The sequence below is a fragment of the Martelella sp. AMO21009 genome, assembly GCF_053484295.1.
Genome location: NZ_JBAKFR010000031.1, coordinates 21,009 through 40,466, shown reverse-complemented (window position 1 = coordinate 40,466; position 19,458 = coordinate 21,009). Strand labels below are relative to the sequence as shown.

Genomic DNA, 19,458 nt, shown 5'->3' with positions numbered 1-19,458 from the left:
ACCTCCCGCATCCGGCCCGACCGCCGGAATAAATCCACTAATCCAGATCAAAAGCCGTCTAATCAGCGTGTGCCGGAACGTCCGGCTGTGCCCATATAGATCGGATTGGACAATGCGCGGCGGAAAGGCTCTGCCGCGATCGCCGCTTCGTCGACGCCGCCCGGCCACGGTTTCTCGCCGACGGCCTGCCTGAAGGCCTCCATCAGATCCGGCCTGCTTTCCTCCGCTATGATTTCCGCGCGCACGAAACCGTTGGCGCACCCGCTATAGCTGCCCCGCCATTCATCGGCTGCAATCGCCTGACGCGCAATCTCGCCTGTGGCGTCATACCAGACGAGGCAATCGCCCTTAGCGCCACGGACAATGGCCTCGGCGTCGAATGAACGCTCCAGCACCGTGCCGCCCATCGGCGTGTCGCCGATCGTGATTTCGAGATGCGGCCCGGTCGGGCTTTCGGTGACATAGCCCCGCCCCGCCTTCATGGCTGCCAGGATGTTGGCTTCAGAGAGCCCATCCATCCAGAGCACCGTGGTCGGGCGGGCAAGCACCAACGGCCCTTCCGGCAGAAGCCGCTTCGGCTGATGATAATCGCTGCCGCCGATCGCCGATATCCGCAGCCCGGATGCCAGCCGTTCCTGCCAGCGCGAAAGCGAGATCCAGTTCCACAGCGGCCATGCCGATTGCCAGACTTCCATCAACTCCACTTGCGGCAGCGGGTAATCCCACGGGATCGTCGGCTTGTCGTGGTTGATGGACAGCAGGCCACCGCGCCGATGCACGGCTTCGGCCATCTTGTGGGCATCCTCCGGCTTTTCCATCCGGAAATCGATCCAGTCGTCGACGCCGAAGACATTGGCGTGGCCGATCGCAGTGGTGACTTCCATGGCGCGGACGAAAACGAGGTCCGGCGAGCTTTCGCGATGGAAATAGCGCCGCTGGGTAATGGTGTTGTGGTCGGCGACAGCGAGAAAATCGAGCCCGGCCTGGCGGGCTGCCGCGTGAAGCACTTCCGGCGCGCCGCGCGCATCGGAGTGAAACGTATGGCAATGCAGGTCGCCGCGATACCAGCCTGATCCCTCGCGCATGGGGACGCGTCGCTCGGGCTGCGGTGCGAGCGGACGCGCGGTATCGTCGAGGCTGACCGTGATCCTGACATCCGCACCTGAAACCGGCAGCTTGTAAAGACCGAGCATGACCTGCCACCGCCCCGGCGGAATTTCGCCGTGGATATAGCCAGGCGTTGCGTCGTCGGTCGCGATGAAGAAACGGTCCCGCGCGCCGCCGCTCCAGCCGCGAAAACCCTGATCCGCCGGAAACGGTGTTATCCGCGGGTCGACGCAGCCGAGATCGATGATGCAGTTCTCGGCCTTGGGATAGTCGAGCGTCACATCGATGCGCGTCGTTCCTTCAGGAACATCGAATGGCACATAGGCATAGGGCGAGCGCGCCTGGTCGGCGGGTGTCAGCGTCAGCGAAATGTCCTGCATGTCATGCCGTTTCGTCATCATGCTTCAGCCGATAACCTTCGGCGTCGAACATCGTGATGTGCTCGGCCTTCATGTTGAGCGTCACGGTCTTGCCCAGCATGATCTCGTCATCGGTGAAGATGCGGGCGGTGAAACGCGCCGCGTCGTCACGTTCGAGCGTCACGAGTTTTTCCGGGCCCATGTTCTCATTGGCGAACAATTCGCCGGTAATCGTGTTAGGTCCGGTGTCGCCGATGGCGAGATGCTCGGGTCGAACCCCAAGCGTCAGGCGATTGCCGCTCTTCAGCGCCTCGGCGAAGGAGGCGTGAACGGCAAGCGGTTCGATGGCGATCCCATCGGCGCTGAGATGCAGCTTTCCGTCGTCAATCATCGCCTCCACCGGCAAAAGGTTCATCGGCGGATTTCCGACGAAATTGGCGACGAAGGTATTGGCCGGACGACGATAGATCTCGATCGGCGGCGCATATTGCACGATCTGTCCCCGGTCCATCACCGCAACGCGGGTCGCAAGCGCCATGGCCTCGGCCTGGTCGTGCGTTACATAGACCGCCGTCATGCCGAGATCGTGCTGGAGATGGTTCAGGAAACCGCGCGCCTCAAGCCGCAGCTTGGCGTCGAGGTTGGAGAGCGGCTCGTCGAACAGATAGACCTGGCTTGGGTAGACCAGCGCGCGGGCAAGCGATGTGCGCTGCTGCTGGCCACCGGAAATCTGGCTTGGCAGGCGCTTCATCAGATCGCCGATCTTCAGCACATCCGCCACTTCCTTGGCGCGGGCATGGCGCTTGTCGGTGGCCTCGCCCCGCACCTTCAACGGATAGGCGATATTGTCCTCGAGGTTCATATGCGGATAGAGCGCATAATCCTGGAACACCATCGATATCTGCCGGTCCTTGGGGTGGAGATAGGTGACGTCCTTGCCATCGATCAGCACCTGGCCGGAGGTCGGAAACTCCAGCCCCGCCATCATTCTGAGGCTGGTGGTCTTGCCGCAGCCGGACGGGCCGAGCAGGCAGACGAATTCACCATCGCCGATTTCGATATTGAGGTCCGCGGCGGCCGTGAAGGCGCCGAACTTCTTGGTTACGTTCTTGAATTCAACCGATGCCATGTAACTTTGGTCCGTTTAGGCCTTGATCCCGCCGAAGAACCGGAAGCCGAACTTCCAGCTGACGAACAGGTAAAGGGCGATGACAGGAAGCGAGTAGATCAGCGCATAGGCTGCAAGCAATGTGACGACAGGCGTCCCCGCTTCCGAATAGAAGGAATAGATCGCGACGGATGCCGGCATCAGATCCTCCGAGCGAAGCAGGATGAAGGGAATCAGGAAGCTGCCCCAGATATTGACGAAGGCCCAGACGACCACGACGACGATGCCGGGCCGGATAACCGGCAGCGCGACATCGAAGAAGGCCTGCACCGGCGATGCGCCGGCGACCATTGCGCTTTCCTCGTAGGAGCGCGGGATGCCATCGATGAAGTCGCGCAGAATGAACATCCCCGTCGGCAGCAGCCCACCTGCGAAGACGAGGATCACGGCGAGATGGCTGTCGATCAGACCCATCGCGGAGATGATCAGGAAGATCGGCACCATGGCGGCCGAACCCGAAACCACCGAGGAAAACAGCAACAGCACGTAGGTGACCGCGCCCTTGCCGGGCATGGCCGAACGGGAGAGTGCATAGGCCGCAAGTGTCGCCGCGCCGCCGACCAGCACAACGCCACCAACGCTCTGGATCAACGAATTGAGGAGCGCGCGGATGGCGAAACTGTTTTCGAAAACCGTCGCGAAATTCTGCAGCGTGAACGGGTCGGGAATGGCCAACCCGAGCTCGGCGCGCGCATTGAACGGCGCAAACAGGAACCAGATCAGCGGCAGCGCGAAGACAGCGCCGAGAATGGCCGCGAAAGCGGAGAACCCGATGCGGGAGACATACTGGCGGAAACCGAGCTTCATTGCGCTTCTCCCGCAGCCTTCTTGCGTGCAACGCGCAGGTAGATCAGCGCGAAGGCAAGATTGATGAACATGATGACCACGCCGACGGCGGCCCCCTTGCCGAATTCGAAATCGCGGAAGGCGATGCGATAGGTGTAGATCGACAGAACCTCGGTCCGGTAGGACGGCCCGCCCTTGGTAAGCAAGTAGGGCGTGAACACGTTGAAGGTCCACATCGTGATCAGGATCAGATCGGTGACCACATGGCCGCGCACCAGCGGAAGCGCGATATCGCGGAATTTCTGCCACGAGGATGCGCCGGCGACGTCGGCCGCCTGGAAATAGCTTGGCGGGATCGACGAGAAGGCCGAGTTGAACAGCATCATCGAGAAGGCGGCGCCGCGCCATGTGTTGAAGAACACGATCACCCAGAACGGATAGTCGAGCAGCCAGTCGCCGCGCGGCAGGCCAAGGCTCGTCAGGATCTCGTTCATCGTGCCGTTGTCATAGTCGAGAAAGGCGAACCACGCGAAGCCGATCACCACTTCCGGCAGGATCCACGCCCCGATGACCGTGGTTTCCGTCAGGCTCTTCACCGGCTTTGGAACCGCCTGCATCAGCCACGCCAGCAGCAGGCCAAGCACGGCCTGGCCGATGATGGCGGAGAACAACACGAACTGGATCGTCAGGATCAGCGAGAAGCCGAACTGGCCGCGGGTGAAGAAGTTCGAGGGATCGAACAGCGCGATATAGTTATCGAGGCCCACGAATTCCGGATTGACCGCCGTCTTGCCAAGCAGCGTGCGGTTCGTGAACGAAACGAAGATGATCCAGAAGAACGGCGCGATCACGAAGGCGCCGACAAGCGCCGCCGCGGGCGCCATGAACAGCGACCCCGCCCTGTTGGATAGAAGCGTGAACTTTTTCAATTTTTGGCTCCGCGCGGGTATGCGGATGCCGCATGACCAAAGCCATGCGGCATCCCCGGAAGACTTACTGAAGGCTTACGGTGTTTTCGGCGCCGACAATCTCGGTCACCGCGGTCTTGTACTGCTCCATCGCTTCCTCGGGCGACATTTCGCCAGAAACGACGGCCTCGGTCATGCGCTGAACCTCGGCGGAAACCTTGTTGTAGTCGGCATCGTTCGGACGGGCCGTCGTCAGCGGCAGAAGCTCCTGCGAGGTTTCCGACAGGAACGGAGAATCCGGAATGCCGACATCATCGCGCAGGCGAATACGGGCTTGGTAGGTCTGGAAAGCTTCAAGCTGCTCCTTGCTGTTCATATAGGCAAGCAGGTCCCACGCTTGCTCGGGCGCATCTGTGTTCGGATTGAGCACAAAGCCCGTGCCGCCGGAAATCGTCACGAAATCCTGGCCGCTGAAACCGGCGCCCGGTTCACGCGCCGGCATCTTCTTCCAGGTCATCAGATTGTCGCGATCCTTCAGCTCGAATTCCGAGCCGGGGGCCGTGACCGAGCGGTAGAACCAGTCGCCCTCCACCAGCATGGCGGTCTTGCCATCACGGAAGTTTGCGAAGGTGCGGTTGCGGCCATCGCCCAGAAGCTGGGCGCGGCGGTCGCCGAGTTCTTCGTCGAGATAGACCGTCTTGTAGAAATTCAGCGTGTCGAGGATGCCGGGGCTGGAAACGATCCACTTGCCATTTTCATCCTTGAGTCCGGAACCAGCGCCGAGCACGAGCATGTAGTAGCCCTGCATCGTGGTCGCCTCGCCCATAGAAACGCCGGCATTGATCTGCAGCGGCGCGGAATCCGGCACGGCTTCCTTGATCTTGCGCGCAGCGTCCAGCAGATCGTCCCAGGAGGTCGGCTGCCAGCTGTCGGCATCGATGCCGGCCTGTTCGAACAGGTCCTTGCGGATAAAGATCATGCGCACATCAGTGCCGAGCGCGATCCCGTAGACCTTGCCGTCAAACGACATCAGCTGCTTGGAGCCCTCGGAAATATGGTCCCAGCCTTCCCACTCATCGACGGCCGGGCCAGCAAGTTCGTCAAGCGGCTTCAAAAGGCCGGCTTCCACAAAGCTCGGAATAAGAAAGCCATCGAAACCGTTGACATCGGCGCCGGCGCCGGTCGAGAAATCGAGCGCTTGCTGCTGCGTGAGCTGCTCGTCCTGTCCGGCAAATTCCTTCAGCGTGACGGTGACGTCCTCGCCGCTTTCCGACTTCATCTTCTCGAAGCCGGGAATAACGCTCTGCTTGATCCACTCGGCCATCTGGCTGTTGGCGCCGCCTTCAACGCAGCGGCATGTAATGCTGAGATCGGTCGCAAACGCCGGTGCGGCCATGGCACTGGCGCCGGCAAGGGCGATCATTAGGGTTTTCAAACGTCCGACCATCACGAAACTCCTCCCTGTTTGAATGTTGCCGACTCCCCGGCGCATGTTACGAACTGCGCGGATACCTCCACGCACCGCTGCATCAAGAATGAACACGTTTTCATTTTCTCGTCAACATGACTCATCGAAATTCATCTCCCCTTCCTTGGCTGGCTGACACAAGAACCTCTACTACCACTGATTTAATGGGGTTTTATGACAATCGCAGCGAAGTCGAGCTTGACTTCTCCCCAAGGTCCGGGGATAAATTCTGCAGATATTATTGCAAACGCTTTCATATTTGTGAGGCATCGACTTGTCGGATCGACCGATCAGAAACGGGGAAAGAGCAACGGCCAACATGGTGGCCGAGGCGGCGAATGTCTCGCGCGCGGCGGTCTCCCGCGCCTTCAACCCGAATGCCTCACTGAAGCCCGAAAAGCGCCAGCGTATTCTCAAGATCGCACAGGAGCTGAACTACACGCCCGACATGGCGGCCCGCGCGCTGGTGACGCGTCGCTCGCATCTCGTGGGCGTTATCGTGCCCGCGGTGTGCAGCCCCTGGGAAAGCCAGGAAATCGATGCGCTGACGACGGCATTGCAGGACAAGGGCTTTGCCACCCTGCTGTTCAAGACGCGTGCCGACCGGGCCATGGATAGCCGGCTGCTTACCTATATGAAGGGTTTCAACCTCGACTCGATCGTCGCCTTTGCCGAAAACGTCAGGCCCGATACGCTGGCGCGCTATCTCGACCGGGCGGTCCCGATCTATCTCAGCTATCCCCGCGAGGACGGCGAACTGCCGCCCCCGTTTCGCGAAAGCAAGGCCCATTTCGACCGTGTCGAGGTCTTGCAGCGCGACGGGATCGAAAAGGCGGTGGCGCTTGTGCAGGGCTATGGTGGAAAGCGGTTCGCCTATCTCGCCGGCGACAGCAATACGCTGGCCAATGCCGAGCGCAGCCAGACCTTTGTCGAAATTCTGCATTCAAGGGGGCTGGGTGAGCCCGTCATCATCCCCGGCGATTTCACCTACGAGACAGCCTTTGCGGCCACGATCGACCTGTTCCGCTTCGGCAGCGACGTCGATGCCATTTTCGCCGCCAACGACGTCAGCGCCTTCGGCGCTATCGATGCGCTGCGCCACGAAGTGGGCCTCCGGGTACCCGAGGATGTCAAGGTCGTCGGCTTCGATGACATCGACCAGTCGGCCTGGCGGAGCTACAACCTCACGACCGTCAAGGTCGACCTTTCGGAGCGCGTCGCGACGATCATACGCCTGATCCTGCGGCGGCTGGACGACCCGGCAGCGCCTACCATGTCCGAGACCATCCGCACGCGCCTCGTGGTGCGCGGCACTGTCGGCTGAAAAGCCCCTCCCCCAAAACTCAGAAAAGCCCACCCGATGCGCCAGCCGACCATTCACCTTGTCTTCAAGACCCATCTCGATATCGGTTTCACCGACCATGCCGAAAGGGTGCGCCGCCAGTACCACGAGGTCTTCATTCCCCAGGCGCTGACGACGGCGGAGCATTTCCACCGCGAAGACCCGGAGCGCCCGGCCTTTGTCTGGACCACCGGGGCCTGGCTGATCTGGGATCACCTGACGACCCGTTCGGTTGCCGAAATCGAGCGGCTGGAGCGCGCAATCAGGAACGGCCTGATACGCTGGCACGGCCTGCCCTTCACGACCCATTCGGAGCTGATGTCGCCGGCACTTTTTCGCGCTGGCCTGTCCTATTCGCAAATGCTCGACGCCCGTTTCGGGGTCGAGACGCATGCCGCCAAGATGACCGATGTGCCGGGCCATACGCTCGGGATCGTGCCGCTGATGGCGGCGGCCGGCATTCGCTTTTTCCACATCGGCGTCAACACCGCCTCGCCCGTCCCCGCCTTTCCGCCGCTTTCGCGCTGGCGCGCGCCGGACGGATCGGAAATCGTGGTGATGTACGAGGATTCCTATGGCGGGGTTCAGTTCCCGGACGGTCTGTCGGAAGGATTGGGCTTTGCCCACACCCACGACAATATCGGGCCGCAGACGGTGTCGCAGACGACCGAGGTCTACCGCGCGCTCCGCCACGACTATCCCGACGCCGACATTCGCGCCGCGACGCTGGAGACCTATGGCGCAATCCTTTGGGAGCACAGGGAAAGCCTGCCCGTGGTCGAGATCGAGCCGGGTGACAGCTGGATCCACGGCGCCGGCGCAGACCCTGTAAAGATGGCCCGGTTTCGCAGCCTCCAGCGTCTCTACGACGCCTTCGAGACGGAGGGACTGACGGAAACGCGCGCCGCATTCGGGCGGGATCTCGCGATGCTTGCGGAACACACATGCGGCGTGGACATAAAGACCTATCTGCGCGACGACCTTGCCTGGGACCGAACCGATTTCGAGGCGGCGCGCAAGGCAGATTATCGTTTCATCTACAGCGAGGCCTCTTGGGCGGAGCAGCGCGGCTATATCGATAAGGCCGTTGAAAACCTTGCCGGCGAAGACCGGATACGCGCCGACGGCGCGCTTGCCGATGCCGCCCCGCCGCAGCTCAAATCGACGCCGTCAATAGCCCCCGCAAACACGTTTACAGTCGCCGGCTGGTCAGGGGAGCTCAACCCTCAGACCGGTGATATCATCCGCCTCACTGCTCCTGACGGCCGGATACTGGCGGAGAACACCCTGATCGGCTACCGCCACGAAAGCTATGACGCGGGCGACGTCGTCGCGCATATGGACACCTACCTCACGCATCGCGAGGAATGGGCGATCCTTGATCACGACAAGCCGGGCCTGTCACACGCGAAGACAGCGCGCTCGGCTGTCTTTTCGCCCCGATATCTCGGGCTGGAAACGGACGGCGACCGGGTTGTCATCCATCACGAAATGCCGCTCGATGCGCACGTTGACCTTGGCGCGCCGAAAATCACCGAACTTCGTGTGTGGGGCGACGGTCAGTCACTTCATTTCTCGCTCGTTCTACGCGAAAAACCTGCCAACCGCATGCCGGAAGCCGGCTTTCTCGCTTTCGCACTCGGCGGCTTCGACCAATGGTCGTTCCTCAAAACCGGGTTGTGGCACGAAGCCGGACGCACAGCGGAAAATGGCGGCGGCCAACTCCAGGCGATATTCGCGGCCCGAAGCCGACACCCCAACGGCACGGAGGTCGAGCTGACTCCGCTCGACACCGCCCTCGTCGCGCCGCTAGGCCAGCCATTCATGCCCTATTCGAAGCAACCCTCAAGCTTCGACCGCGGCATCCGCTTCAACCTCTACAACAACAAATGGGGCACCAATTTCCCGATGTGGTGGGAAGGCGACATGCAGGCCCGGTTTCAGCTGTCGTTCAACCAATCTCGGTGAACCAGCATGGCGCGCGAGATCCCGATGACGGTATCATCGGCGACAAGAAATCTGGAAGCCCTGCCTTCGAACGTCCAGGGCGATGAGCTGGCGAAGAGTATCCTTCTGTCCAGCCATCGCGGCCGGTCCGGACGGCCGAAGCCCCCTCAAAGGCCCCCTCCCTCCCCCGCCGCGGACGTGCTACGCCGTCTTGACCTCTACAGGGGTTTGACTGTCACGACGCCCTTGGCGTGGGGTGCTGATGCGCGGCCGGACTCCGCCTTTCCGGGAGGTCAACGTATCGAGTGCTCCCGTATCTCCCGGTGCAGGCCTTACGCAGCACAGCCGGTCAGGCTCGCTCAAGCTATGCTTCTTCGCGTTTGCTATCGGATGGCGAAGTTGTCAGCCGTAAGGAATCGGATTATCTCTATATAAAATAGTGAGTTACAGGAATTCTGCCGTTTTGTTTCGGGTGTATGTCTGACGGGGATTTTAGATAGTTCGACCCGTGACGGGCGGTGCTGAGCCAATTGGTACTCACCCCGTATCCGGCCCGGCAATGCATTAACCTCTCGTTAACTAAAAATGCCTTGCACGCTCAACGAATCGGTCCATACTAATAACGCTTTTTGACCGTTGTTCGTATAAAAAGCGTTCTTAGAGAATTAACCGAGTCGATGGCAGTGATTCCTTGACGACACAATCTGTTGCAAACACCGGCAAAACCGATTTTGCCGACGAGATCCTTGATCAGGGGAAGCTTATCTCGGATAAGCTCGATCTGCTGCGCATCGAGCAATTCCCGCCGAATGCACAGAAGGGACTGCGGCTCTTCGGTATCGCCGAGGTCGCGGAGTTTCTCGGCGTCACCCAGAACCATATCAAGAAACTGCATCTGGAGGGCAAGGGCCCCTCGCCCGTCGTTTCAGCCTCCGGCCGCCGCTCGTATTCGGCCGAGCAAATCCTGGAGCTGCGCCGGTTTCTGGACAAGAACGGTCGCTCCGACAAGTTTTATGTGCCTCATCGTCGACCAGGTGACGATCTGCAAATTCTCTCTGTGGTCAACTTCAAAGGCGGCAGCGGCAAGACCACCACGACGGCCCACCTTGCCCAGTATCTCGCCCTCACCGGCCATCGCGTTCTGGCGATTGATCTCGATCCGCAGGCTTCGCTGACTGCGCTGCACGGCATCCAGCCGGAGCTCGACAATTCGCCCTCTCTATTTGAGGCGTTGCGGTATGATGACCAGATCAAGCCGATCAGCGAGATCATCCGCCCTACCAACTTTCCCGGGCTCGATATCGTACCGGCCAATCTCGAGCTGCAGGAATATGAATATGAGACACCGCTTGCCGCCACCGACCGGTCGTCCCAGGAAGGTCGACTTTTTTTTACCCGCCTCACCAGGGCGCTGAAGGAGGTTGAGGCAGATTATGATGTCGTGGTGATCGATTGTCCGCCCCAGCTGGGCTACCTCACCTTGACGGCGCTGACCGCGTCCACCTCGGTGTTGATTACCGTGCATCCGCAGATGCTCGATATTCTGTCAATGAGCCAGTTCCTGCTGATGCTGGGCGGCATTCTTGATTCAATTCGCGGCGTAGGCGCCAGCGTGAAGCTTAACTGGTTCCGCTACTTGGTGACCCGCTATGAGCCCACAGACGGACCGCAGGCACAGATGGTCGGCTTTATGCAGGCGATGTTCGGGAGCAGGATGCTCAAGAACCACATGGTCAAGTCCACGGCCATTTCCGATGCAGGCATTACCAAGCAGACGCTCTACGAGGTCGAGCGTGTACAGTTCACGCGAACGACCTATGACCGTGCGATCGGCTGCCTAAACGACGTCAATGGAGAGATTGCCGAACTCATCCACCAGGCATGGGGACGCAAGTGATGTTGCCAGCCGTACGAACAGAAGATTTTTGTCGCATCTTCAAATACTTGTCACGCGATCGGGGGGACTGATATGGCACGCAAGCACCTTTTGAACCATGTCATAAACCCGAAAGAGGCCAGCGATAAGCCCGAGGCTGGGCAAGACGGGCGCTCCGCATATGCTTTGCGCGGCGCATCGCGCTCGATGTTGCTATCGCTTGAGGAAATGGCGGAGAATTCGCTGCGTGTCCAGGACGGCGAGACGGTCGTCATGCTGGACCCGAACGATATCGATCCATCACCCTATGTCGATCGCATCGAGGAAGATGGCGAAGCTTTGAATGTCCTCGTTGAAGCCATCCGTGAGGCTGGGCAGATTTCCCCGATTCTTGTGCGCCCCAATCCTGACGTCAGCGGCCGCTTCATCCTAGTCTATGGTCATCGCCGCACCCGGGCGGCGAAGACGCTTGGCATCAAAGTACGTGCGATTATTCGCGATCTCGAGGAGCTTGCGCATGTGGTGGCCCAGGGACAGGAGAACACGGCGCGAGCGGATCTCTCCTTTATCGAAAAGGCTCTGTTTGCCAGCCGGCTGCAGCAATCCGGCATCGACAGGCAGGCCATCCGTCAGGCGCTCAGCATTGATAACGCCATGCTTTCGCGCATGCTTTCGATCGTGGAAGGCATCCCGACGGACATTCTCGAACAGATCGGGGCGGCCAAAGGGATCGGCCGCGATCGTTGGGATGAGCTAAAACGTTTGCTGCTGCCGCCGGCGAAGCTGGAACAGGCGCGTCAGTTCATGGGGGAGGGTCGTTTTCAGGAGCTCGGCTCACCGGAGCGGTGCCTGGCGCTGCTTGAGGAGCTGAAGCGCAAGGGAAGGCGGGCGAGGCCGAAGAATGTCAGCGAAAGAAAATGGTCGCTGGGCGAGAACAAGATGAGCGTGACCACAAAGCACGCCGCAAACGGTTTTTCTCTTTCACTCAAGGCCACGGATGCGGATGCCTTTGGTACCTATCTTTCCGCCCAGTTGGAAGAGCTTTACGAAGAATTTCAACGTCAGCAGAAGAAAGGATAACGCGCAAAAGAAAAAGGCCCCCAAACGACAAGCGTCCGGAAGCCGATTTGTAACTAGCACCTACTGATTCGCATTTCCGGCCGTCCCAGTCAAGTGGCGCAGTTCATTCCGTGAGCTGCGGATGGGATTTCTTTTGCCTTTTTGAGAGGTGAACCATGGACAATGCGATGACAACGACGCCCTTTGGGCGGCGGCCGATGTCGCTCGCGATGCTTTCAAGCCAGAAAGTGGCGCGGGAAGCCCCCAAAGGGGCGCGGCTCAACAAATGGAAACTGTTTCATACTGTGCGCGAGGCCAGAGCTGCGCTCGGGGCCAGCGATCGCGGTCTTGCGATCCTGAATGCGCTTTTGACCTTCTATCCCGAAAACGAGCTTTCGGAGGAAACCGGCTTCGTGGTCTGGCCTTCCAACGAGCAGTTGATCGCCCGCGCCAACGGCATTTCGCCGGCAACGCTGCGCCGTCATCTGGCGGTCCTGGTCGAATGCGGCCTGATCATCCGTCGCGACAGCCCCAACGGCAAGCGCTTCGCCCGCAAGGGCAGGGGAGGGCAGGTGGAGCAGGCCTATGGCTTCGACCTGTCGCCGCTGGTTGCCCGGGCCGAGGAGTTTGCCGCGATGGCCGAGACGATCGCAGAGGAGCGGCGGGCGCTGAAATGCGCGAGGGAACGGCTGACGCTTCTGCGCCGCGATATCGTCAAGATGATCGAGACCGGGCTCGATGAGGGCGTTCCGGGCGACTGGGCGAAGATGGGCCGTGTTTACCGCGACATCATCTACCGGCTTCCGCGCGTCCCTGACCTGGCGATCGCGGAGGATATTTGCGATGCCCTGGCTCTGCTGCATGAGGAAGTGCGTGAGACATTGGAAAATCACGTAAATGCGCAAAAAACGAGCGCCAATGAGTCTCATGCTGAGCGCCACAAACAAAATTCAAACCCAGACTCACAATTTGAATCTGAATACGGCTCCGGAAATAAATCAGAAGCGAGCGGCAACGCCGGCGAAACCGACAACCTGCACAGCCTGCCGAAGCGGGAAATGCCATTGGCACTGGTGCTGGACGCTTGCGAAGGCTGGCGGGATCTGGCGAAGAACGGCTCCATCCGCAACTGGCGGGAGTTTCTGGGCATCGTCGAGATCGCCCGGCCAATGTTAGGCGTCAGTCCCAGCGCCTGGCGGGAGGCGGCCGAAATCATGGGCGACAAACAGGCCGCGATCACCCTTGCCGCGATCTATCAGCGCGGCAACGAGATCATCAGCCCCGGCGGCTATCTGCGCAACCTGACGGAGCGGGCGAGGGACGGCCAATTCTCCGTCTGGCCGATGGTGATGGCGCTGTTGAGGGCCCGGATCGAGGCCGGAAACAGCCCGCCGCCGCCAAAACCCGATGACGATAGCGCAGGGGAGGGCGGTCGCGACAGCGGTCTAACGGTCTCACCCGCACTCGCAAGGTCGATGAAAAAGCCGCCGCGATGAGGCCACGAAACGTGAAACAGTGAGGTGCGTCGCTTGTGAAAAGCCCGCGGGAAGACTATATATGACTACAGTGGTTACAAACCAGGTGGCAGTGATGAAGGAAATTCAGCTCAGAGATGCCAAGGCGACGTTTTCCGCTGTTGTCGATCAGGCCGTGCATGGCACACCGTCGGTAATTACGCGGCGCGGGCGCAAGGAAGTGGTTATCCTGTCCTATGAGGAATACGAAAAGCTCGCCCACGTGCCCAGTTTCGGCCGACTTCTGGCTGCCTATCCGGGCGATGAAGACACGCTCGACGAGCGCAGTGACAAGCCCGGCAGGACCTCCGCGCTCTGATGTATCTTGTTGATACCAATGTCATCTCGGCGCTCGCACCCTCCAGGCACGGGCGTGAAACAGCGCTGATCGAGTGGCTTGACAGAAGGAGCGACGATCTTTTTCTGTCGGCAGTGACGGCTGCCGAGGTGCGCGCCGGTATTGCCAAGGCCGAGCGGGAGCATGCGCGGATGAGAGCCGAGCGTTTGCAGGCGTGGTGGCAGAGCATTGAATATCTCTACGGACACAAAATCCTGCCCTTCGATCTTCGCTGCGCCCACGCGGCCGGCGAGATCACGGATGCCGCCCGCGCGCACCAGCCGGGCTTTGCCGATATCGCCATTGCCGCGACGGCAAAGGCCCATGGGCTGACGATCCTGACCCGCAATATCCGCCATTTCGCGCCGCTCGGCGTCCCGTTTCACGATCCGTTTCAGTCTTTGCCGAAGTGACTTGCTTTTTTTCAGAAGCCAGCGCAGGGCATTCCGGTTCTCAACGTGTGCCGCGCTCTTCGCACGAAAAATCCAAATAGAATGTCGCGCCAATTATCGGATCGAACAATAGAGCAAACTTCCAGCCTGAATCGGCCAGTTCGCTCCGCGACAGCGCGCGTTCAGACGCCCGCAACCGGCGTCCGGTCGCTTAGAAGCGTGAGCAGGGCGGGGTTGATATAGAGGTTTTCGCGTCCGGCCTTCATCTCCTGCAGCAATCCCGCCTCGACAAGCGCCTTCAGATAGACCGAAGCGGCCTGGCGCTTGGCGATGCCGGCCTGTACGAGATCGCTGATCCTGCAATATGGATTGACGAAGATCACCTCGGCCAGCTCGCGCGAATAAATCTTCGGCAGATCGCGGCGGATACGCGCGGCGGTCTCGTCGAGCAGATCGCGAATGGCGCGGATGCGCGCGGTCGACCAGTCCGCCGTCTCGCGCACGGCCTGCAGCATGTAGAGGATCCACGCTTCCCATGCGCCATCCGTGGTCACCGCCAGCAGCCGGTCGTAATAGGCGCGCTTGTGGCCGATAATATAGCGGCTGAGATAAAGCACCGGGATATCCAGAAGACCCTTGTCGACCAGATAGAGCAGGTTGAGGATGCGCCCTGTGCGGCCATTGCCGTCGATGAAGGGATGGATCGCCTCGAACTGGTAGTGCATGACGGCGAGCCGGATCAGCGGATCGATCTCCTCGGCATCGTGGATGTATCGTTCCCAGTTGGCGAGCTTGTCGCGCAGCAGGGCCTGGCCTTCCGGCGGCGTGTAGATAACGGCGCCAGTCGCCTCGTTCATCAGCGCCGTGCCCGGCGTGGTGCGGATGTCGAGATCGACGCCCTTGATCGTGCGGCAGACGGCAACGGCGGTCGATGTCGAGACCGGTCGGGTCTTCAGAGACTGAAAACCCTCATTGAGCGCGGTGCGATATCTGAGCGCCTCCTTGGTGGCGGGATCGGCCCGCTCCGCCGGCTCGTTGGCAAAGCGGAACAGCCGGTCTGTTGTGGTGACGATGTTTTCGATCTCGGAACTCGCCTGCGCTTCCAGCAAGGGGATCGAGTTGATGAGCACGGACTGATTGGGGATGAGCTGTCCGGAAACGCGAAGCTCCGCAAGCGCCGCTCGTGCGTTGATGCAGGCCTTGAGCACCGCCTTGCTCTCCACGTCTTCGCGCGGGGGAAGGGGAGGCAGCGCGTTATAGGGCGTGTCCGGTTGAAATGACATGTCGCGAGCTCCCGTTCTGATCGACACATTGCAACGGTTATGTCGCTGTCATCGACATAACAGTCAAACATGTCGATGGAAAGTAATTTTATCGACATGTTTTTCGCTGCGCAAGTCGGGGGATCAGACGCAGAGGTTACCGAAAAGCCTAGCAGTCTGTTCTGAAGAAATAGGGCCGGGCTGAAGGATTCTGAAATTTGAATAGCAAATCACCCAGCCCAAGGATTAATGAGGTCGATGCCACGGTCCTTGAAATCCTTGACGTTACGCGTTGCAAGGACGAGGTCGTTTGCTCTTGCCGTGGCCGCGATCAGCCCGTCTATCGATGACATAGCGCGGCCACGACGCTTTGCGTCCCCCATCAGGTCGCCCCAGGCGAAAGCCACGGCTTCGTCCACCGCAAGCACGCGGTGTTCGAAACGTTGCGGCAGATCGTTGGCAAGCCAATCTGCAAGAGCATCGCGCTTTCGCCCGCTGTCCATGAGCGCGACACCACGACGGATTTCGGCAAGCGACACGACGCTGATAAAGGAGCGATCCTCGTCAATCTCATCGAGCCACGCAAGAACGCGGCTTTCCGGACGCGGTTTCGTCACTTCCGAGAGGACATTGGTGTCGAGCAGGAGCTTCACAGCGATAGATCGCGCGGTTCGTCGCCCTGGCGGTCCAGATCAATCTCGGCGCCATGCAGCGGGGAGGCCATCAGAAACTCGGCCAGCGTCCCCTTGCGCGCGACCTTCCGCTGCCATTCTTCGGCGGAGACGACAACGACTGTTGGTTTTCCGTTGCGAGTAATCGTTTGTGGCGTGGATTGCGCACGCTCAATCACCTCTGAAAGCTTTGCTTTTGCTTTGGCGACCGTCCAGTTCTTTTCATCGTGCGATACGGGCTGCATTGCGCGCCTCCTGACCAGAATGATTATGATGACTATATAAATCACCGGCTTATGGACCGCAAGCGTCGCCGGAGTAGAGACGGCGTCTACAGCCCCGCCGCCTTTGTGAGATTGACCCTGAACCGGTCGCGCCTGCGCTGGTATCGCCGCGTCATCTCGGCCGACGCATGGCCGAGTTGTTTCTGGACGTAGCGCTCGTCGACCTCGGCCGAGGAGGCGAGGCCCGCTCTCAAGGAGTGACCGGAGAACAGTTTGATCCGTTCGGCCTCGGGCAGTTCGCCGCGAATGCCGGCGGCAAGAACGGTCTTCTTGATGAGGCGGGCGATCTCCTGATCCTTCAGCCGGTCCGCCCCGACGGCCTTGCCCCTGCCGGTGACGCGGCGGAACAGCGGGCCGTGGCCGATCCTGCCGAGTTTCAGCCAGGTCTCGACCGCGGCGACCGGGCAGGTGAGATCCGAGGAGCCGCGGCCGATTTCCACCTCGCGCCAGCCGGTCTTGCCGCGCAGCGTTACCAGCATCCCCTTGTCGAGGATTTCGATCCAGCCGTTGCCGTCTTCCGTCTGGTCGCGGCCGCAATCGAGCGCGACGATTTCCGAGCGGCGCAACCCGCCGGCAAACCCCATCAGCAGCATGGCGCGGTCGCGCAGACCCCGGAGTGTTCCGCGGTCGAGCGTTTCGACCATGGCGATCAGTTCCTCGGGCAGGATCGCCTCCTTCTGGCGCGGCGGGGCCGCATGGCGATTGCGAATGCCGGCGAGCACCGTGGCGATGTGGCGGTCGCGGCGATCGAGCACGAGGCCGCGCTGCGCATAGTTCCACGCGATCGCCGATAGCCGCCGCTCGATGGTGGAGACCGCGCTCGGCTTTGCCCGCGGGGCCGCTTCGCCTGCGGCGAGCGCCGTGATGTAGAGCCCGACGGTTTGCGGATCGGGGGGCAGGGTCGCAAGCTCCTTGCGCCGGCACCAACTTGAAAAATGCGCCCAGTCGGCGGCATAGGCGCGCCGCGTATTGGCCGCGCTCGAGGCGTCGACGTAACCGCGGGCGCGTTCGACCAGCGGCGCAAGATGCCCCGTCAGCGCGCCCGAAGTCCCCGCCGGCTGCAATTCATAGGCGGCGCCCGTGTCGAGAGACGGGCTGTCGTGCGGATCGGCGTCGTTTTCGGTCATCGAGGGCCTCAAAATGGGGTTTTTCTTTATAATGAGCATTATGAACGATAATGCAAGATTATCAATCATAATATGAAAAAGACAAGCTGTGCGGTTTGTGTCGAATTCAATGGCATTAACTGCTCTTATCCTGTAGCTTCGGTGCTATGGATTCGCGCGCAACCACACCTGCCAACACCGTCACGCCCACCGCGGCCATGCTGGGATGGACGAGTCCGCGCGGACGCGATGCCACCGAAGCCGATGCCGCCTTCTCCGCCGGTATCGCCCTGAAATCGCTCGATGATCTTGTCCGATCGGAACCCGCTTGGGCCGGCTGCTGGCGTTCCCGTCAGGCCCTGAAATGCGCCGCATCCGCCATCCGCCTGATCGGACGCAACGAGGACGAGGCGGCGCTGCGCGACGCCGTTCTACTCACCGCCGCCGGCGACGATCCGGGCCCCGCTGGCAAGATGGTTTTGGCCTACAAAAGGCTCGCCACCCGAAAACCCGGTTTTTCCGTAAAACAGGTCGCCGATCTTGCCGATCTGATGGGGCTCGCCTTTGACGACCAGCTCGCCGCTCTCCCGGAGCTGGCGGATACAGCGCGTCAGACCGGACGGGCCGTTCCCTTCGTGGCCACCGACCTTGTGACCGCGATCCTTGCCGTCCGCCCGGATGCCGAGCCGCTCGCTTGGGCGATGGCCGACATGATGATCGCAACCCTGCTGAAGTGGGACCGGCCCGTGCCGCTGTTGATGGCGGAGCGCTACGGCTCGTCCTTCCGGACCATTGGGGGCAGGGGACGCGTGCGCCCGGGTGAACCGGCGTTCCCCCGCGCCGTCTGCCTGGCGCTTGCCGACGGGGCCGGGGCTGCATTGCGGACCGCAGACGCGATCGCACGTCGGGCGGATGTTCTTGTGACCGTGGCCCCGAAGGTGCGGACCAAGGGCGCGGGGCCTGTCATTCAGAAACTGCTGGAGGAGGACGCCATGCCGGCGAGCGCCCCCGGCAGCAATCTCTCCCGCTGGGCCGCCTCGCGCCTGTTCGAACGGCTCGAAGGTTTTGGCGCCGTGCGTGAGCTCTCCGGCCGTTCCTCCTTCCGGATTTTTGGATTGTGACCATGACCGGAGCAGCAGATAACAGGCCGTCCCGCCGCAAGAAAGCGAATGCCGCAGATCGAAAGGCAGGAGGCGAGCGCCTCTTTGATCGGGAACTCGAGGCCCTGCCGCCTGATCTGCGTTGGCGCGAATGGATGCTCCGGGTTGAGGCGGTGATCTTCGCATCCGCCGAGCCAGTCACCCGCGAGACGCTCGCCCGCGTCGTCGGCAAGGACTGCAGCATCGACCTGCTGATCGATGATCTCCAGCAGGAGTTCACTGGCCGGCCCTACGAGATCGTCCCGGTCGCCGGCGGCTGGCAACACCGAACGCATTCGCGTTACGCCGATGCGATACAAGCTTCGAATGCTCCGACACGCGGCGCGGCAACGATGTTGTCCGAGTTCGAATCCATGGTGCTGATGGCCGTCGGCTACTTCCAGCCCATCACCCGCGCCGAACTTAGCAAAATCTTCGGCAAGGAGGTCAGCCGCGACACGATTGGCGCGCTCCGCAATGCCGTCCTCATCGGCTCCGGTCCCCGCAGCCCGACCCCCGGAGCGCCTTACACCTACGTCACGACCAAGCACTTCCTCTCCGTTTTCGGGATGGAGACGCTGCGCGATCTGCCGGATATCGAAGCGCTCGAGGATGCCGGGTTGCTCAGCAGAACCGCAGTCCAGGAGGAAGCGATGGCGACCGTGGGCGATGGCGAGGAGGAGTAGGGCTGTTGCCGGAGGGCTCGGGCGGGCATCGTAAAGTTAAAAGACCC

At 61.1% G+C, this 19,458-nt stretch carries 18 protein-coding genes; 9 read left to right on the top strand and 9 right to left on the bottom strand.

All coding sequences use genetic code 11. The features are described 5' to 3' along the window. Positions 1–62 precede the first annotated feature (62 nt). From V6766_RS21620 to V6766_RS21600, 5 genes are all read right to left on the bottom strand, one after another. Positions 63–1,505, bottom strand: a complete 1,443-nt coding sequence (locus tag V6766_RS21620; protein WP_448470083.1) for a CehA/McbA family metallohydrolase — start codon at positions 1,503–1,505, stop codon at positions 63–65. Further along, complete coding sequence (locus V6766_RS21615) at positions 1,489–2,595, bottom strand: ABC transporter ATP-binding protein (RefSeq protein ID WP_448470081.1); 1,107 nt, start codon at positions 2,593–2,595, stop codon at positions 1,489–1,491. Before V6766_RS21615 ends, V6766_RS21620 begins: the two co-directional genes overlap by 17 nt. Positions 2,596–2,610: 15 nt before the next feature. After that, entirely contained in the window at positions 2,611–3,441 is an 831-nt protein-coding gene (locus V6766_RS21610; RefSeq protein WP_230721713.1) for a carbohydrate ABC transporter permease, read from the bottom strand. Beyond that, entirely contained in the window at positions 3,438–4,349 is a 912-nt protein-coding gene (locus V6766_RS21605; protein WP_448470079.1) for a carbohydrate ABC transporter permease, read from the bottom strand. The genes V6766_RS21610 and V6766_RS21605 overlap by 4 nt, the downstream gene beginning before the upstream one ends. Before the next feature lie 64 nt (positions 4,350–4,413). Beyond that, the gene (locus V6766_RS21600) at positions 4,414–5,775 is read right to left on the bottom strand and encodes an extracellular solute-binding protein (protein WP_448470077.1); all 1,362 of its coding nucleotides are present in this window, start codon (positions 5,773–5,775) and stop codon (positions 4,414–4,416) included. A 295-nt stretch (positions 5,776–6,070) separates the two neighbouring features. Between V6766_RS21600 and V6766_RS21595 the strand changes: the two genes are divergently transcribed. The 7 genes from V6766_RS21595 to V6766_RS21565 all read left to right on the top strand — a co-directional run bounded on the left by V6766_RS21595 (position 6,071) and on the right by V6766_RS21565 (position 14,284). Continuing rightward, complete coding sequence (locus tag V6766_RS21595; RefSeq protein WP_448470075.1) at positions 6,071–7,120, top strand: LacI family DNA-binding transcriptional regulator; 1,050 nt, start codon at positions 6,071–6,073, stop codon at positions 7,118–7,120. A 36-nt stretch (positions 7,121–7,156) separates the two neighbouring features. Next, positions 7,157–9,106, top strand: coding sequence for a DUF5054 domain-containing protein (locus V6766_RS21590; protein ID WP_448470073.1), 1,950 nt, complete (start codon positions 7,157–7,159; stop codon positions 9,104–9,106). Positions 9,107–9,776: 670 nt separating this feature from the next. Further along, complete coding sequence (gene repA / locus V6766_RS21585; protein ID WP_230721708.1) at positions 9,777–10,982, top strand: plasmid partitioning protein RepA; 1,206 nt, start codon at positions 9,777–9,779, stop codon at positions 10,980–10,982. Positions 10,983–11,054: 72 nt separating this feature from the next. Next, positions 11,055–12,041, top strand: a complete 987-nt coding sequence (gene repB / locus V6766_RS21580; protein ID WP_448470070.1) for a plasmid partitioning protein RepB — start codon at positions 11,055–11,057, stop codon at positions 12,039–12,041. Between the two features lie 155 nt (positions 12,042–12,196). Continuing rightward, positions 12,197–13,516 carry a plasmid replication protein RepC gene (gene repC, locus V6766_RS21575; RefSeq protein WP_448470068.1) on the top strand — a complete coding sequence of 440 codons (1,320 nt, stop codon included), beginning with the start codon at positions 12,197–12,199 and terminating at the stop codon, positions 13,514–13,516. 94 nt (positions 13,517–13,610) lie between these two features. Then, the gene (locus V6766_RS21570) at positions 13,611–13,853 is read left to right on the top strand and encodes a type II toxin-antitoxin system Phd/YefM family antitoxin (RefSeq protein WP_448470097.1); all 243 of its coding nucleotides are present in this window, start codon (positions 13,611–13,613) and stop codon (positions 13,851–13,853) included. Then, on the top strand, positions 13,853–14,284 hold the full coding sequence (locus V6766_RS21565) for a PIN domain-containing protein (protein ID WP_448470066.1): 432 nt from the start codon (positions 13,853–13,855) through the stop codon (positions 14,282–14,284). Before V6766_RS21570 ends, V6766_RS21565 begins: the two co-directional genes overlap by 1 nt. Positions 14,285–14,445: 161 nt before the next feature. Here V6766_RS21565 and fic read toward each other — a convergent pair whose 3' ends face one another. The 4 genes from fic to V6766_RS21545 form a co-directional block, all read right to left on the bottom strand. Continuing rightward, complete coding sequence (gene fic, locus V6766_RS21560; RefSeq protein ID WP_448470064.1) at positions 14,446–15,546, bottom strand: protein adenylyltransferase Fic; 1,101 nt, start codon at positions 15,544–15,546, stop codon at positions 14,446–14,448. Positions 15,547–15,755: 209 nt separating this feature from the next. After that, positions 15,756–16,178: a PIN domain-containing protein gene (locus tag V6766_RS21555; RefSeq protein WP_448470062.1), complete on the bottom strand. Its 423-nt coding sequence runs from the start codon at positions 16,176–16,178 to the stop codon at positions 15,756–15,758. After that, complete coding sequence (locus tag V6766_RS21550) at positions 16,175–16,441, bottom strand: type II toxin-antitoxin system Phd/YefM family antitoxin (protein WP_448470060.1); 267 nt, start codon at positions 16,439–16,441, stop codon at positions 16,175–16,177. The genes V6766_RS21555 and V6766_RS21550 overlap by 4 nt, the downstream gene beginning before the upstream one ends. 86 nt (positions 16,442–16,527) lie before the next feature. Then, a complete protein-coding gene (locus V6766_RS21545) occupies positions 16,528–17,607 on the bottom strand; it encodes a tyrosine-type recombinase/integrase (protein WP_448470058.1) in 1,080 nt (359 codons plus the stop codon). A gap of 146 nt (positions 17,608–17,753) precedes the next feature. Between V6766_RS21545 and V6766_RS21540 the strand changes: the two genes are divergently transcribed. Then, the gene (locus V6766_RS21540) at positions 17,754–18,707 is read left to right on the top strand and encodes a DUF1403 family protein (RefSeq protein WP_448470056.1); all 954 of its coding nucleotides are present in this window, start codon (positions 17,754–17,756) and stop codon (positions 18,705–18,707) included. A 2-nt stretch (positions 18,708–18,709) separates the two neighbouring features. Further along, positions 18,710–19,411: an SMC-Scp complex subunit ScpB gene (scpB, locus tag V6766_RS21535; RefSeq protein WP_448470095.1), complete on the top strand. Its 702-nt coding sequence runs from the start codon at positions 18,710–18,712 to the stop codon at positions 19,409–19,411. Positions 19,412–19,458 lie beyond the last annotated feature (47 nt).